The organism is Microbacterium sp. 4-7, assembly GCF_014332665.1.
Taxonomy (GTDB): domain Bacteria; phylum Actinomycetota; class Actinomycetes; order Actinomycetales; family Microbacteriaceae; genus Microbacterium.
Map to the genome: position 1 here is coordinate 92,218 of NZ_MCRH01000003.1, position 14,998 is coordinate 107,215.

General features: G+C 67.5%; 15 protein-coding genes. 8 read left to right on the forward strand and 7 right to left on the reverse strand.

Going from position 1 to position 14,998, the window contains the following annotated elements; translation table 11 throughout:
• Positions 1–5: 5 nt before the first annotated feature.
• On the reverse strand, positions 6–1,298 hold the full coding sequence (gene xseA / locus BEP68_RS04535; protein ID WP_187249364.1) for an exodeoxyribonuclease VII large subunit: 1,293 nt from the start codon (positions 1,296–1,298) through the stop codon (positions 6–8).
• Between the two features lie 90 nt (positions 1,299–1,388).
• Between xseA and BEP68_RS04540 the strand changes: the two genes are divergently transcribed.
• From BEP68_RS04540 to BEP68_RS04550, 3 genes are all read left to right on the forward strand, one after another.
• Positions 1,389–2,432 carry a 4-hydroxy-3-methylbut-2-enyl diphosphate reductase gene (locus BEP68_RS04540; RefSeq protein ID WP_053099044.1) on the forward strand — a complete coding sequence of 348 codons (1,044 nt, stop codon included), beginning with the start codon at positions 1,389–1,391 and terminating at the stop codon, positions 2,430–2,432.
• 2 nt (positions 2,433–2,434) lie between these two features.
• Positions 2,435–3,226 (forward strand): IclR family transcriptional regulator, encoded by a 792-nt coding sequence (locus tag BEP68_RS04545; protein ID WP_187249365.1) that lies wholly within the window; start codon positions 2,435–2,437, stop codon positions 3,224–3,226.
• A 276-nt stretch (positions 3,227–3,502) separates the two neighbouring features.
• On the forward strand, positions 3,503–4,042 hold the full coding sequence (locus BEP68_RS04550) for a DUF6264 family protein (RefSeq protein WP_187249366.1): 540 nt from the start codon (positions 3,503–3,505) through the stop codon (positions 4,040–4,042).
• Positions 4,043–4,104: 62 nt separating this feature from the next.
• On the opposite strand, the gene fbaA is transcribed toward BEP68_RS04550, so the two are convergent.
• The gene (gene fbaA, locus BEP68_RS04555) at positions 4,105–5,133 is read right to left on the reverse strand and encodes a class II fructose-bisphosphate aldolase (protein ID WP_053095529.1); all 1,029 of its coding nucleotides are present in this window, start codon (positions 5,131–5,133) and stop codon (positions 4,105–4,107) included.
• A 183-nt stretch (positions 5,134–5,316) separates the two neighbouring features.
• On the opposite strand from fbaA, the gene glpX reads away from it, so the two are divergent.
• Together glpX and BEP68_RS04565 are read left to right on the forward strand one after the other, a co-directional pair.
• Positions 5,317–6,303 carry a class II fructose-bisphosphatase gene (gene glpX / locus BEP68_RS04560; protein ID WP_053095530.1) on the forward strand — a complete coding sequence of 329 codons (987 nt, stop codon included), beginning with the start codon at positions 5,317–5,319 and terminating at the stop codon, positions 6,301–6,303.
• A 170-nt stretch (positions 6,304–6,473) separates the two neighbouring features.
• Positions 6,474–6,770 (forward strand): hypothetical protein, encoded by a 297-nt coding sequence (locus tag BEP68_RS04565; RefSeq protein WP_053095531.1) that lies wholly within the window; start codon positions 6,474–6,476, stop codon positions 6,768–6,770.
• Positions 6,771–6,772: 2 nt separating this feature from the next.
• Here the strand turns inward: BEP68_RS04565 and BEP68_RS04570 are convergent, their stop codons facing one another.
• Together BEP68_RS04570 and BEP68_RS04575 are read right to left on the reverse strand one after the other, a co-directional pair.
• The gene (locus BEP68_RS04570) at positions 6,773–8,125 is read right to left on the reverse strand and encodes a DNA recombination protein RmuC (protein ID WP_150115171.1); all 1,353 of its coding nucleotides are present in this window, start codon (positions 8,123–8,125) and stop codon (positions 6,773–6,775) included.
• Positions 8,126–8,169: 44 nt separating this feature from the next.
• On the reverse strand, positions 8,170–8,763 hold the full coding sequence (locus tag BEP68_RS04575) for an exonuclease domain-containing protein (RefSeq protein ID WP_187249367.1): 594 nt from the start codon (positions 8,761–8,763) through the stop codon (positions 8,170–8,172).
• A gap of 59 nt (positions 8,764–8,822) precedes the next feature.
• On the opposite strand from BEP68_RS04575, the gene BEP68_RS04580 reads away from it, so the two are divergent.
• Together BEP68_RS04580 and ychF are read left to right on the forward strand one after the other, a co-directional pair.
• Complete coding sequence (locus BEP68_RS04580; RefSeq protein WP_187249368.1) at positions 8,823–9,572, forward strand: class I SAM-dependent methyltransferase; 750 nt, start codon at positions 8,823–8,825, stop codon at positions 9,570–9,572.
• 50 nt (positions 9,573–9,622) lie between these two features.
• On the forward strand, positions 9,623–10,696 hold the full coding sequence (gene ychF, locus BEP68_RS04585; protein ID WP_056277996.1) for a redox-regulated ATPase YchF: 1,074 nt from the start codon (positions 9,623–9,625) through the stop codon (positions 10,694–10,696).
• A gap of 63 nt (positions 10,697–10,759) precedes the next feature.
• Here ychF and BEP68_RS04590 read toward each other — a convergent pair whose 3' ends face one another.
• Positions 10,760–11,092: a hypothetical protein gene (locus tag BEP68_RS04590; protein WP_285363091.1), complete on the reverse strand. Its 333-nt coding sequence runs from the start codon at positions 11,090–11,092 to the stop codon at positions 10,760–10,762.
• A gap of 106 nt (positions 11,093–11,198) precedes the next feature.
• Positions 11,199–11,978 carry an alpha/beta fold hydrolase gene (locus BEP68_RS04595; protein WP_187249369.1) on the reverse strand — a complete coding sequence of 260 codons (780 nt, stop codon included), beginning with the start codon at positions 11,976–11,978 and terminating at the stop codon, positions 11,199–11,201.
• Between the two features lie 84 nt (positions 11,979–12,062).
• Between BEP68_RS04595 and BEP68_RS04600 the strand changes: the two genes are divergently transcribed.
• A complete protein-coding gene (locus BEP68_RS04600) occupies positions 12,063–13,835 on the forward strand; it encodes a GNAT family N-acetyltransferase (protein WP_187249370.1) in 1,773 nt (590 codons plus the stop codon).
• A gap of 6 nt (positions 13,836–13,841) precedes the next feature.
• Here BEP68_RS04600 and BEP68_RS04605 read toward each other — a convergent pair whose 3' ends face one another.
• Positions 13,842–14,948: a N(5)-(carboxyethyl)ornithine synthase gene (locus tag BEP68_RS04605; protein WP_187249595.1), complete on the reverse strand. Its 1,107-nt coding sequence runs from the start codon at positions 14,946–14,948 to the stop codon at positions 13,842–13,844.
• Positions 14,949–14,998: the final 50 nt, after the last annotated feature.

Below are 14,998 nucleotides of genomic sequence, written 5' to 3' on the forward strand. Positions count from 1 at the left end.
CCCGCTCATCCGGAGCGGGGCACCGGTGCTTCCGGGATCTCGCCCTCGGAACGGGCCGTGACGGAGCCGCGGTCGACCGTGATCGTCAGGCTGCTGCCGGCCGGAGCGTCGGCGGCGTCGCGGAGGATCACTCCGCCCTCGAGATGGGCGATCGCATAGCCGCGCGACAGCGTGGCCGCGGGGGAGAGCGCCCGCAGTGAGGCTCGCAGCTCGCTCGTCGCACGGCCGGCCGCATCGTGCTGACGGGTGATCGTGTCGCGTCCTCGCGAGAGCAGCAGCCACACGTCCTGAGAACGCGACTCGATGATCGGGTCGGGGGAGCGCAGCGAGGGACGGGACCGCAGCTGCTCGAGCTGCGCGATGTCGTGCGACAGCCGCTGCGTCAGTCGGGTCGTGGCTCGGGATCGCAGCTGCGCGATCAGCGCCCGCTGCTCGCTGACGTCGGGTACGACGCGCTTCGCGGCATCCGTCGGAGTCGATGCGCGCAGGTCGGCCACGTCGTCCAGAAGCGGATGATCGTTCTCGTGTCCGATCGCGCTGACGATCGGAGTCGTTGCCGCGGCCACAGCCCGGACGAGTCGTTCGTCACTGAATCCGAGCAGCGTCTGCGGATCGCCGCCGCCGCGGGCGATGACGATCACGTCGACATCCGGGTCGGCGTCCAGTCGTGCCAGAGCGGCGAGGGTCTCGGGGACGCACCGGTCGCCCTGAACAGCCGCATACTCCGTGCGGAAGCGCACCTGGGGCCAGCGCAACTCGGCGTTGCGGTGCACGTCCTTCTCGGCATCCGACTTCTCTCCCGTGATCAGGCCGATCACATGGGGGAGGAACGGGAGGCGCTTCTTGCGCGAGGCGTCGAACAGGCCCTCCTGGCGCAGCTGCAGTCGCAGCTTCTCCAGCTTCTCCAGCTGATCGCCGAGGCCCACGTGCTTCATCGCCGAGACGGCGAAGCTGAAATCGCCGGCCTTGACGAAGTAGTCGGCCTTGACGGCGGCGACGACATGGTCGCCGACAGCCAGATCGCCGGGGATCCGCGGGCGCACACTCGACCAGATCCTGATGGAGATCTGCGCGTCGGAGCGGGTGTCCTTGAGCCGGGCGAAGATGTTGCCCCCGCGCACGTTCCAGGAGGTGATCTCGCCTTCGACCCACACCGTGTTCCAGCGCGCCACGAAGTCGCGGATCGTCGCGTTCAGGCGTGCGACCGAGGTCGGTGCGTCGGCCGAGGAGTCGCGCGGGGCGACCGCATCCGCCGGCGGAGTCTCGCCAGGACGCGTCGATGCTTCGAAGACCGTCATGCGCTCGGTGCCCCTTCCCGCTCCTGCTCAGGTTCTCGGCGGTAGAATTCAAGGGTGACCTCGACTGCCGTTCATCTGCCTCTGCCGCGCATCCCCCGAGTACGTGGGGCGGCCGGGCGGCTTCAGGATAACCCGGTCGTCGGGAACAAGCGTGTTCTGCTCGCCGCTCCGCGCGGATACTGCGCCGGCGTCGACCGGGCTGTGGTCGCCGTCGAGAAGGCGCTCGAGCGCTACGGCGCGCCGGTCTACGTGCGCAAGCAGATCGTGCACAACATCCACGTCGTCACCGAGCTCGAGGAGAAGGGCGCGATCTTCGTCGAGGAGGTCGACGAGGTTCCCGAGGGCGCTCACGTCGTCTTCAGTGCGCACGGAGTCTCGCCCGCGGTCGTCGAGGCGGCGTCGGACCGCGGCCTGCACGCCATCGACGCGACCTGCCCGCTGGTCACCAAGGTGCACCGCGAGGCAGTGCGTTTCGCCCGCGACGATTTCGAGATCCTGCTCATCGGCCACGAGGGGCACGAAGAGGTCGAGGGCACTGCGGGAGAGGCTCCCGAGCATGTGACCATCGTGAACTCGCCCGCCGAAGCCGACACCGTGCAGGTGAAGGACCCCTCGAAGGTGGTCTGGCTCTCGCAGACCACGCTCTCGGTCGACGAGACCATGGAGACCGTGAACCGACTGCGGGCCCGGTTCCCCGAGATGCACAATCCGCCGTCCGATGACATCTGCTACGCCACGCAGAACCGCCAGGTCGCCATCAAGAAGGTCGCGGCGAACGCCGACCTCGTGATCGTCGTCGGTTCCTCGAACTCGTCGAATTCGGTGCGCCTCGTCGAGGTCGCGCTCGAATACGGCGCGAAGGCCGCCTATCGCGTGGACTACGCCGAAGAGGTCAAGCAGGAGTGGCTCGACGGCGTTGCGACGGTCGGTGTCACCTCCGGCGCCTCCGTGCCCGAGGTGCTGGTTCGCGAGGTCCTCGACGCACTCGACGGAGCGGGTTACCGCGACGTCGAAGAGGTCAAGACGGCGGAGGAGGACCTCATGTTCTCCCTGCCCAAGGAGCTGCGACAGGATGCCGCGGGTCAGCGAGACGCGCGTGCGCTGGGAGGCCGTTCCTCCAGCGGGAACGCCTGACGGTGGCCGCCACAGAGGCGGCGCCGACGCTGATCGGCTCGGTGCAGCGCGCGCTCCGACTCGTCGACATGGTCGCGAACTCTCCGCGCCCGGTGCCGGTCAAGGCTCTCGCCATGCGAACCGGCCTCACCCCGGGTACGACCTACAACCTCGTGCGCACACTGGTGCATGAGGGGTATCTCGTGAGCGAGCCCGACGGTCTGGTCCTCGGCGAGAACTTCCCCGCCTTCCGGCTGCAGTCCGACGCCGGGGGCGTGTTCTTCGCGCACGTCCGCATGGCCCTGCGTCAGACCGCCGACGAGGTGGGTGCTTCCGCATACCTGTCCCGCTATCAGGACGGCGAAGTGCACCTCATCGACATCGTGGATGCCCCGCGCAGTCCTCGGCTCGATCTGTGGGTGGGTCTGGATTCGAGCGCGCATGCCACGGCGCTCGGCAAGCAGATCCTCAGCGATCTGAGCGGAGAGGAGCGTGACGACTATCTCTCGCGGCATCCGCTGGAGGAACTCACGTCTCGCACGATCAGTGACCGGCGTGCGCTGATCGCGGAGCTCGACCGCTCTCCGGGATTCGCCGTGGACCGCGAGGAGTATGCGATCGGCAATACCTGCATCGCCGTTCCCGTGATCGCCCCGAGCGTCAGAGCCTCACTCGCCGTCTCGCTTCCGGTGGGACACCCGCGCTTCGATCGCGGCCTGGTCGGGAAGCTCAAGCTCGTGGCGAGGCGGTTGTCCATGCAGTTGGGGGCGGACGCTCTGGGCGGCGGCGCAGCCCGTCTGGCGACGCCGATCTGACGCAGCACGCGTCGCCCGTCTGATGCTCTTCACTATCTGAAGAAGTGCCTCTGGTGCTCGGGCACGCGCTTTCCTACCATGTGAGGTGTAGTCGTCTGTGCAATCGGCGCTACAGGTGGAGGAATGTCCCCAGCGTTCCTCACCCCACTTGGATGACGAGCGTCCCCAGCGTTCCGAGTCCGCGGCCCCGAGGAGTCCCCACTCCTCCGGGGCCGCCATTCTTTTGACGCCCGCAGTCTGTGAGTCGTGCAGAGACCGGGCGGATACCATGGCCGAATGACCGATCAGCGTCCCCAGTACGGCGAAATCGCGACCCTCGAAGAGCAGCGGAGGGCAGCAGGGCTGCCGCCGCTGGGCGAGGTGCCGGCTGTGGATGTGAGCGGGGCCGAGAACCCGCCCGCTCCCGGTGACCGAGTCCCGTCCGCATCGGCAGCGGCTCGTCCGCGTCCCGTCGATCGCTTCGTGACCATCGCACTGCTCGCCTACGGGCTGATCAATGTCGTGATGACAGGACTGTCGTACCTCGACTTCTCCACCGCGATGAATCAGATGATGACGGTGCTCGGCGTGGACGGCGAGTTCACCAACTTCGCTGAGGGCCGGATCTGGGGCACCGTCGCGGCGATCGTGCTCGCCGTGGGCTGGTCGCTCACCGCTTTCCTGTCGATCCGCCGCCTGCGCGCCGGCAAGCTCTCGTGGTGGGTTCCGCTGGTCGGTGCGGCCGTGACCCTGCTCGTGGCGTCTGTATGCGCCGCGATTCCGCTGATGAACGACCCGGCGTTCATCGACTTCGTCGCCAAGACGGCGGGTGGATGACCCCGTGAAACAGGAGATGCCCCCGGCCGTTCGGTCGGGGGCATCTGCGTTGTCAGGCTGGATCAGCTCTGGGACTGGCCGTACGAGCCGAGCTGGCGCGTGGACTCGACGACGCGAGCGGCCATGGCCGTCTCCGCGATCTTGCCCCAGGCGCGCGGGTCATACTGCTTCTTGTTGCCGACCTCGCCGTCGACCTTGAGCACACCGTCGTAGTTCTTGAACATGTAGTCCGCGATGGCACGCGTGTAGGCGTACTGCGTGTCGGTGTCGATGTTCATCTTGATGACGCCGTTGGCCACCGCGAGGGCGATCTCCTCATCGGTCGAACCAGAACCGCCGTGGAAGACGAGGTCGAGCGGCTTCGCGCCGGTGTTGTACTTCGCGGCGACCTGCTGCTGGATCTCTCCGAGGAGCTCGGGACGCAGCTTCACTCCGCCCGGCTTGTAGACGCCGTGGACGTTGCCGAACGTGAGGGCTGCGATGTAGCGCCCCTGCTCGCCGAGACCGAGCGCCTGTACGGCCTGGTCGACGTCCGCGAACGTCGTGTAGAGGGCATCGTTGGATCCCTCGTGCGCCACACCGTCTTCCTCGCCGCCGACGACGCCGATCTCGACCTCGAGGATGGCGTTGATGTTCTTCATGCGGGGCAGGAGATCCTTGGCGATCTCGATGTTCTCCGCGAGCGGCACGGCCGAGCCGTCCCACATGTGGGACTGGAAGATCGGGTTGCGTCCCGCCTTGACCTCGTCTTCGGAGGCGGAGATCAGCGGCTCGACGAAGCCGGCGAGAGCATCCTTCGGGCAGTGGTCGGTGTGCAGCGCGACGGTGATCGGGTAGTTCTTCGCGACCTCGGTCGCGAAGCGCGCGAAGGCGAGTGCGCCGGTCGCGCGGGCCTTGACCGTGTGGCCGGCGAAGTAGTCGGCGCCGCCGGTGGTGACCTGGATGATTCCGTCGGAACCTGCCTCGGTCAGGCCCTGGAGGACCGAGTTGATGGTCTGCGAGCTCGAGACGTTGAAAGCCGGGTACGCGAAGCCGCCGGCCTTCGCGCGGTCGAGCATTTCGGCGTACTGATCCGGGGTGGCGACGGGCATGAGAACTCCTGCGATTTGGGGAAGCCGGGACAGCAGTCACTCTATCGGGGCTGACTGCCCGATGCTGTCGGCGGTGACCGGGCGAGCACGCCCTCCTACCCGTGTGTTAAGAATCGGGATTCCTTCGTCGTCGTTCGACCGAAAACTGCCGTTTCAGACGTTCACGCTGGTTAGGCTGACCGCATGGTTAGTCTTACAGCGGATCTCAGCCCCCTTCGTCCCGATCGAAACCTCGCGATGGAGCTGGTGCGGGCCACTGAAGCAGCCGCCATTCGCGCCGTTCCGTTCATCGGTCGTGGCGCGAAGGAGGCGGCGGACGGCGCCGCCGTCGATGCGATGCGTGCCTTCCTCGGGACAGTGGCCTTTCAGGGGCGAGTGGTCATCGGTGAGGGCGAGAAGGACAATGCTCCGATGCTCTTCAACGGCGAAGAGGTCGGCACCGGCAGCGGCCCGGAGTGCGACATCGCGGTCGACCCGATCGATGGCACCTCGCTGACCGCAGCAGGACGTCAGAATGCGCTCTCGGTCATCGCCGTCTCCGATCGCGGATCGATGCTCGACGCGTCCAGCGTCTTCTATATGGACAAGCTCGTCACGGGCCCTGCCGGTGTCGGAGTGGTCGACATCCGCCTGCCGATCGGCGAGAACATCCGCAAGCTCGCGGGGGCTCTCGGCAAGCCGGTGGACGAGATCGTCGTCTCGGTGCTGAACCGTCCGCGTCACGAGCAGCTGATCCAGGAGATCCGGGATGCCGGTGCCGGGACGCGACTCATGAGCGACGGCGACGTCGCCGGCGGGATCAACGCGGCGCGTCACGCGGCCCGAACCGACATGTGCGTCGGGGTGGGCGGCAGCCCCGAGGGAATCGTGACGGCGTGTGCGATCAAGGCTCTCGGCGGTCACATCCAGGGGCGTCTCTGGCCTCGCGACGACGATGAGCGCCAGCGCGGAATCGACGCCGGCCTCGACATGGACAAGGTCTACGAGGCCGACGATCTCGTGCGCGGGGACAACACGATCTTCGTCGCCACCGGCGTCACGGACGGCCAGCTGGTGGCCGGCGTCCGACGCGAGGGCGGCTACATCTACACCGAGAGCGTCGTGCTGCGCGGTGCCTCGGGAACCCTTCGCCGGATCGCCTCGGAGCACCTCGTCTCGAAGTGGCTCTGACTGCCGTGACCTGAGAGCGCGAGTCGGGAACGGGCCCCTCATCGTTACCGACCCGGTACCGCCTGTGCGGTGCTGAGCCGAGCTTTCTCGTGCGTTCGTGTGACAATTGACACTGGATTTGTCGCCGTCGACGGAGCCGCCAGGCACCGCAGGCACAGGAGGGCAGACCGATGACAACGCAGCACACGAATGGTTCCCAGGGCACGCCGACCAAGATCGTGACGACGCCGACCGGCCGGATCATGCGGATCAACGTCGACGAGGCCGGAGTGCCTCTGCCGATCGCGACTCCGGCGGCGCCTGTCGTCAAGACGGCTGTCTCAGATCCCGCTCGACGTGCGGACGTGCTGTTCCGCAAGCGCCTCGACGAGGGGCACGAGATCAGCTCCTGGTGGATGGTCGGAGCTTTCGTCGTGACCAGCGGCCTCGTGATCCTGCTGCTCAGCGGCGTACCGGGCGTCGCCTGATCTCAGCGGCGGGGCTCTTCCGCCTCGACCGGTCGGGATGCTGAATCCGCGTTCGCCGATTCGTCGTCGCTGACCCGGCCGCGAACGTCTCCGACATCGGCCTGGATCGACGTACCCGGCGCAGCGGATGCATCGTCAGCAGCATGGGGGATGCGGAGCTCGGAGCCGATTTCCGCTCCTGAGCCGCTCATGAGCTCTGCCGAGGTGAAGCGTCGCGTCTGCGCGGTGATCGCCGGTGGGGCGGAGTCGAGCGTCGACGCGCTGATTCCGGGGAACTGCCTGGCCGTCACGAGCACACGGCTCTCGAGCGAACCCGCGAATCTGTTGTAGCTGTCGACCGTGCGCTCGAGTGCGCGGCGCAGATCGTCGGCGTGCCCCGCGAGGACGCCGAGTCGGTCGTAGAGCTGGGTGCCGAGATTCAGCAGTGCGCGCGCCTCGGTCGACACCTCTTGCTGCGTCCAGCTGTAGGCCACGGTCTTGAGCACGGCCCACAGATTCACCGGGGACGCGAGCGCCACCTTCTTCGTGAATGCGTAGTCCAGCAGCGTCGGATCTTCGTCGATGGCTGCGGCGAGCAGCGACTCGCTCGGCAGGAAGCAGATGACGAACTCAGGACTGGCGTCGAGGCCCGTCCAGTACGCCTTCTTCGCGAGTGCGTCGACGTGCGCGCGAACGGCCTTCACGTGCTTCTGCATGTGGGAGCGACGCTGGGTCTCATGCGCGTCCCCGATCGGCAGTGCCGATGCCTCGAGGTAGGCATCGAGCGGAACCTTGGCGTCGACCGCGATCGATGTGCCGCCGGCGAGACGGATCACCATGTCGGGCCGTCCCTGACCCCGGTCCGACGAGATGCTGGACTGCAGATCGAAGTCGACGTGTCGGATCAGCCCTGCGGCCTCGACGACCCGTCGCAGCTGCGTCTCACCCCAGACCCCTCGTGTGGCGGTCGAGCGAAGTGCTCCGGCCAGCGACTCGGTCGTCGAGCGCAACGCCTCGTCGGACTCCTGCGCGCGCCTGAGCTGCTCCGCGAGCGATCCGAACTGCGCATGACGCTCCTGCTCGATCGCCGAGACCTTCTGCTGCATCTGCTGGAGACTCTCGCGCACGGGAGCGAGAGCGGTGAGCACCGCATTCTGCTGCTGCACCCGCTGCGCCTCGGCGCGCTGCTCGAGCCTCGCGTGCTCGACGGCATCCCGATACAGGTCGTACTGTCGGTCGCGATCGTCTCGAGCTGCGGCGAGCTCGGCCTCGGCGCGAGCGAGGTCTGCTGCTCCGCGCGATCCGCGGAGGAACCACCCCACGGCGGCGCCGGCCGCGAGCGCGACCAGGAGAAGAACGAGCGTGAGAGCATCCATGTGCTCCATGATGCGCTCGGCCACGGACATTCGTCCGGTGCGACTCAGGCGACCGCGCGCTCCGGGGTGGCGACGACCGGCTCGGTCACTCGCAGCGACAATGCATCCGCCAGGGAGAAGACGTCGGGCGCGCCGTGTCGGCGAGCGGCGTCGATGATGATGTGGGCGCACGCGAGCGCGTCCGCAAGCGCGTCATGGTGCGAGAAGCCGGTGAAGCCCGCAGCCTCTGCGGCCTTCGGGAGTCGGTACGACTCGAGGTCGTAGGTCTTGCGAGCCACCTGCAGGCTGCACAGCGAGCGATACGGCGGGCAGTCGCCGCCGGTGGCCTCGGAAGCCCGGCGGAGCACATTGAGGTCGAAGCCCGCGTTGTGCGCCACGAGCACGTCGGCGCCGGCGAAGGCGCACAGGCGGTCGAACTGATCGGCCCAGGTGGCCGCGTCGATCACGTCGTGGGCGCGGATGCCGTGGATCTTGGTGTTCCACTCCTGGAACTCGTCGTGACCGGCGGGCGGGCGGATCAACCATCCGGCGGTGGCGACGATCCTGCCGTCGCGCACCCGTACGAGGCCGACGGAGCAGGCCGAGGCGGGGCTGGAGTTCGCCGTCTCGAAGTCGATTGCGGTGAAATCCAGTGGCACATCCCCACTCTCCCTCGGCATCCGAGACGCTCCAGGATGACGCGCCGTAGGCTGGCGACATGAGTACCGACCGAGCGACATCCTTCGGCGCCGAGGCCGCGAACTACGAGGCGGGAAGACCCGAGTATCCCTTCGAGGCCGTGTCGTGGATGCTCGATCCGATGCCTCACGGCTCCCGTCGCATCGCCGACGTGGGCGCGGGCACCGGAAAGCTCACACGTGTGCTCGCGCAGGCCCCGGATGCCGAGGTCGTCGCCGTGGATCCGGACGCCGCCATGCTCGCGACACTGCGGCGGAGCGTTCCCGGTGTTCCGACTTTCCAGGGAACAGCCGAACGGATGCCGCTGCCCGACGCCAGCCTCGACGCCGCCGTGCTGGGTCAGGCCTGGCACTGGGTCGAGCCGTCTGCGGCGTCCCTCGAACTCGGACGAGTCGTCCGCACCGGGGGAGTGCTGGGGCTGATCTGGAACATCCGCGACGAACGCGCGGACTGGGTGCGCCGTCTCACTGACATCATGCACAGCAGTCCGGCGGAGGACATGGTCAACGGACCCGGCTCCGACGGCCCGCGCATCGAGGCCCCGTTCACGGGGATCGAGAAGCAGCAGTGGGAGTGGACCCGGGCGATGAACCGGACGCAGCTGCATCAGATGGCGCGCTCGCGCAGCTACCTGATCGCGGCGTCGAACGACGAACGCTCAGAGATCACACGGCAGATGGACGTGCTGTTCGACGAGCTCGGACTCGACGGTGAGGGGACGATCGACCTGCCCTACGTGACGCACGCATTCCGCGCCGTGCGAGCCTGACGCCGACACCCGCAGGGGCTGCGCATCTGCGACCGGTAGACTCGACCCCCGTGGCTCTCACTATCGGAATCGTCGGCCTGCCCAATGTCGGCAAGTCCACCCTCTTCAACGCTCTGACCAAGAACGACGTGCTCGCGGCGAACTATCCGTTCGCGACGATCGAGCCGAACGTCGGGGTGGTGAACCTGCCCGATCCTCGTCTCGACAAGCTCGCCGAGATCTTCGGCAGCGAGCGCATCCTGCCCGCCGCGGTGTCGTTCGTCGACATCGCCGGCATCGTGCGCGGCGCGAGCGAGGGCGAGGGACTCGGCAACAAGTTCCTCGCGAACATCCGTGAGGCGGATGCCATCGCCCAGGTCGTGCGCGGGTTCGCGGATGACGACGTCGTGCACGTGGACGGTGCGGTCAATCCGGCATCCGACATGGAGACCATCAACGCCGAGCTCATGCTGGCCGACCTCGAGACCGTCGACAAGGCGATCACGCGGTACGAGAAGGAGGTGCGCGGCAAGAAGATCGAGCCCGTCGTCCTCGAGACCGCCAACGCGGCGAAGGATGCGCTCGAGCGCGGTGTGCTGCTGTCCGTCGCGGGCATCGATCTGACGCCGATCCGCGAGCTCGGACTCCTCACTGCCAAGCCGGTCATCTTCGTCTTCAACGTCGACGAGGGCGTGCTCACCGACGACGCACGCAAGGCGGAGCTCGCCGCGCTGGTCGCCCCGGCGAAGGCCATCTTCCTCGACGCCAAGATCGAGTCCGAGCTGATCGACCTCGACCCCGAGGATGCCGCAGAGCTGCTCGCGTCGACCGGGCAGGACGAGTCCGGTCTCGACCAGCTCGCCCGCATCGGCTTCGACACTCTCGGACTGCAGACCTACCTCACGGCTGGCCCGAAAGAGGCGCGCGCGTGGACGATCCCCAAGGGATCCAAGGCGCCGCAGGCCGCCGGAGTCATCCACACCGACTTCGAGAAGGGCTTCATCAAGGCTGAGATCGTCTCGTTCGACGACCTCGTCGAGACCGGGTCCGTCGTCGAAGCCCGCTCCAAGGGCAAGGCGCGCCTCGAGGGCAAGGACTACGTCATGCAGGACGGCGACGTCGTGGAGTTCCGTTTCAACAACTGAGCGAGGTTCTGCCCGAGTGCTGAGGAGATCGGCACCGGCGCGTACGAAGCCGCGGGGTGCGAATCAGATCTCGTCGCTACGTCGAGCACGCACGGTCCAGCCGACCTGCATCAGTGCCTCCGTGAGGCGGTCGGCGGCAGCGCTCGCGACGTCGACGCTTGCGTCAGAGCAGACGTCGATGGCGATCGGCGGCGGATCGGCGAAGCGTGGGATCTGCACCTCTGCCCAGGCGTCGGGCGACAGCGGTACCCGAGGGGACGCGGTGCGGGCGTCTCGGATGGCGCTGTCCGCCGCGAAAGCGATGACGTCCAGCGCATGGAGCTTGGTGATCGGCATGTCCACCACGAGGGTGACGGCGAAAGTCGCGTCTGCGGTATCCCCGAATTCTGGCCTCACCGCATGAAGATATCACTGCGCGGTCGGTGCGGATACGAGCGTCACAGCGACGGGCGATGATCGCCATGCTGTGGAGTCGCGAGCGAACTCGGCGCGCACAGCCGGTCTAGCTGCGACGCTCGACATCCTGACTCAAGAGCTCGGGCCAGGCTTCGACATCTTCAGGAGTGCGGGCGACCGCCAGGGTCGCGTGCGGGAGCAGCTCGGCAAGGGATTCTGCGGTCCACAGCGGGTGGCCGGGGTCGTCCACCCAGGCCAATATCGTCGTCGGCACATCGATCCCTGCGACCGCCTCAGGGGCGGGCAAGTCGCTGAGCGCTGCACCGCGAAGCAACGACGGCAGAAGGGCATCGGCGACGTCGGGCCATGTCTCCGGTGCCGAGACGGCGGCCGGGGGTGGCGTCGATCCGCGCGTGCCGGCGAGGAACGCCTCCACACCATCGGCTTCGATCAGCGCAGCCGCGGCTCGGTAGATATCCGCTTGAGCGGGTCTGGTCTTCCACCCGGTGGGCGGCACCATGAGTGTGAGTCCCGTGAAGCGGTCCGGCTCGAGCGACGCAGCGTGCAGAAGGGTCGCGGCACCCATCGAGGGGCCGACCCCGTGGACGCGCTCGCCGGGGAACCAATGATCGAGCAACCGCAGAAGATCATCCGCCAGGTTCGGCCAGCGATAGTCGTCGGCAACCTTCCGCCCGGTCGAACGGCCATGGCCGCGTGCGTCGTACCGCAGGAGTCGAGTTCCGCTCAGTCCGCGACCGAGGTCGAGATTGAGCACCCGGTCGCGGGCCCGGCTCGACGTGAGGCCATGCAGCTGGACGACGGGGTGCCCGCCTTCATCGCTCAGGGCGACAGCCAGCTCGGCTCCGGGTACCTCGAAGGTGGGCATCAGGCTCCTCGATCGATGACTGAGCGAGTCTGCTCGGGCAGTCGTGTTGAGTGATCAGGTTATCCGGACGATATGGTGCTACCCATGCGACTGACCAACGTCACGCACCTCCGCCTCCCCTTCGGACGGCTCTGGGGGTACGACGTCAGCGCGTCCGCGCTCGGACGACCCCTGCCCGTGTCGTTCGACCAGCGACTGCATGTCGGAGCGGGTGACCGACCCGGCTCCTGGATGGCTCTGTCGTTCCGGTTGCCCGCACAGACCGATCGTGAATCGATCGCGGATGCGTGGCTGGCTGTCGTCGCTCGACATGGCACGCTGCGATCGGCCTTCGCACGTGGTGCGGACGGCGATCCGACGCTTCACGAGATCGAGATCAGCCCCGGAAGCTGGGTCGAGCATCAGGTGGGCCCTGGTCAGGCGGTCAATGACGCGCTGCGCGATATCCTCGACGCGGAGTGCTCCCCATACGGACGTCCGTCCCATCGGCTGTGCGTGCTGGAGACCGCTGCGGGGCTCACGGTCGTGATCGCGGCGGACCACGCGCACGTCGACATGTGGTCGATGCTCGTGATCGTGCGCGATCTGCTGTCCGCGCTGGACGCGGGCAAGACGGGCGCGAAGCCGATGTCGACGCCGAGGTCGGCGCCGGCGTTCGTCGAACACACGCAGGCGTTGCTGGACAAGGACCCTGCACCGGACCACGTGCGGCGCCGATGGGAAGCGATCATCGCGGACAGCGGCGGGGTGATGCCGCAGTTCCCTCTATCTCTCGGCGCACCCGAGCCGCATCGCGAGCGCGTGGAAGTGCGCGATGTCTTCGATGTCGACGACGCCGCGGCATTCGCCGCGCAGGCCCGTGACGATGGCGTCTCCACGCTCGCATCTGCGGTCGTCGCGATGACTGCGGTGACGCGCGAAGTCGCGGGTACTGCGCTGCGAGCCGTGTTTCCCGTGCACAGTCGCTTCGAGGACGACTGGCATGACTCGGTCGGCTGGTTCATCACGAATTCCGTCCTCGAATCGGAGCTCGCCGAACCGCACGCTGCAGCAGCGGCCGTCAAGGAAGCAGTACAACTCGGTGCGTGGCCGCTCGCAGATGTGCTCGCACCGTGGGGTGGGATGCCGGTGGCTCCCGGGATGTTCGCGATCTCGTGGCTGGATCTGCGCAGGCTGCCCGTGCGGATCGACTCCGTCGGGCTCGACGCCCAGTACGTCAGCGCGGCAACCGACACCGACGGCGTCATGCTGTGGTTCATCCTGGACGAGTCCGGTCTGCACCTGAGATGCCGCTATCCCGACACCGCAGAGGCTCGCACCAATGTCGGCGGATGGCTCGACCTGCTCGTAGCCAGGATGCAGGCCGACGCGCGGTCCTCGGTGCGGGGACGACTGCAGGTGGCCGGCCGAACCTTCCGTGTCGAGCGGGCGACTCGGGATGACATCGAGGCGATCGCAGCGCTGCTGTCGGACGATCGATTCGGTGCAGATCGTGAGAGCGTCGAACTCGACCGATACGAGGCGGGCTTCCGCGCCGTCATCCGCGACGCATCCAACTACCTGGGGGTCGTCCGGGACAACGCCGACCGCATCGTCGCCACCATGCAGTTGACCGTCATCCCGGGGCTCTCTCGCGGCGGGTCGACCCGACTGCAGATCGAGGGACTGCGTGTCGCGACGGCGGAGCGATCACGGGGCCTGGGCGCGGCGATGCTGGAGTGGGCGCACGAGTTCGGTCGTGCGCGGGGGGCGACGCTGTCACAGATCACCACCGATGAGACTCGGGATCGCACCCGCGCGTTCTACACCCGGCTCGGCTACCAGACGGCCCACGTCGGGCTCAAACGGAACATCTAGCGCGCGTCACACCGCCAGGGCGTGCGGGTATTCCGTCGATCGTCCCTGGAAGCTCAGGATGCTCGGGTTCTGGATCCTTCCGTCGCGGATCTCGATCGCGCGTGTGAGCGTCGAGCTCTCGGCCCACGCGTCGGGGCCTTCGAGCACAGTGCGGAGGAAAGGCAGGAGAGCCTCGCTGATGTCCCACGTGGCCGAGTTCCAGAGATACGACGGGCTGTGGTCGACGGCGTAGTAGTTCACGCCCTGACCCACCGTGAACATCGGCTCGTCGAAGGTCGTCGGGGTCGCCCACTCGAAGCCCATGCCCTCGTCGCACGACACATCGATGATCAGGCTGCCCGAGGCGAAACGGGACAGGTCCTCGGTGCGCAGATACGTCAACGGCGCCGCGACATCCTGCAGGGTGCAGTTCACGACGATGTCGTACGTCGCCAGGAAGTCGGGGAGCAGCACGGAGCCGTCCTCCGTCTCGACCTCGCTGAGGTGCGTGGGTCCGTCGTCGGTGTTCAGCTGAGTGAGGTGCGAGTTGTGGATGGGGGAGCCCACGGCGGCCGCCCCGCGCTGAGTGAGGACTTCGATGTCGTGCACCCCGTGAGCATTCAATGCCGTCACCGCGCCGCGTGCCGTCGCCCCGAAGCCGATGACGACCGCGCGCAGGCGCGGGCCGTAGTCCCCGGTCGAGCCGACGAGGCTCATCGCATGGATGACCGAGCAGTAGCCGGCCAGCTCGTTGTTCTTGTGGAAGACGTGCAGGCTCATGTCTCCCTGCGGGGTCCAGTGGTTCATGGCCTCGAAGGCGATCAGCGTGAGACGGCTGTCGATCGCGGTCTGCGTGAGAGCGACGTCCTGCACGCAGTGCGGCCAGCCCCACAGGATGCCGCCAGCGCTGATCTCGGCGACATCCGCGAGCTGCGGCTTGGGCAGCAGCAGCACGTCAGCGGAGGCGAGCACGTCAGACCGCGCGGCGACCCGGCCGACGCGGGACTCCACATAGCCGGGCTCCAGCTGGAAGTCGACGCCGTACCCGTGCTCGACGATCATGCGAGCGCGCACATCCGCGTCGATGCGGTCGAGATGGCGGGGATGGATCGGGAGGCGCCGTTCGTTCTCCATCGAGGAGTTCGCCAGCAGGCCGAGGGTCAGAAGCTCCGGGCCGGAGGTCT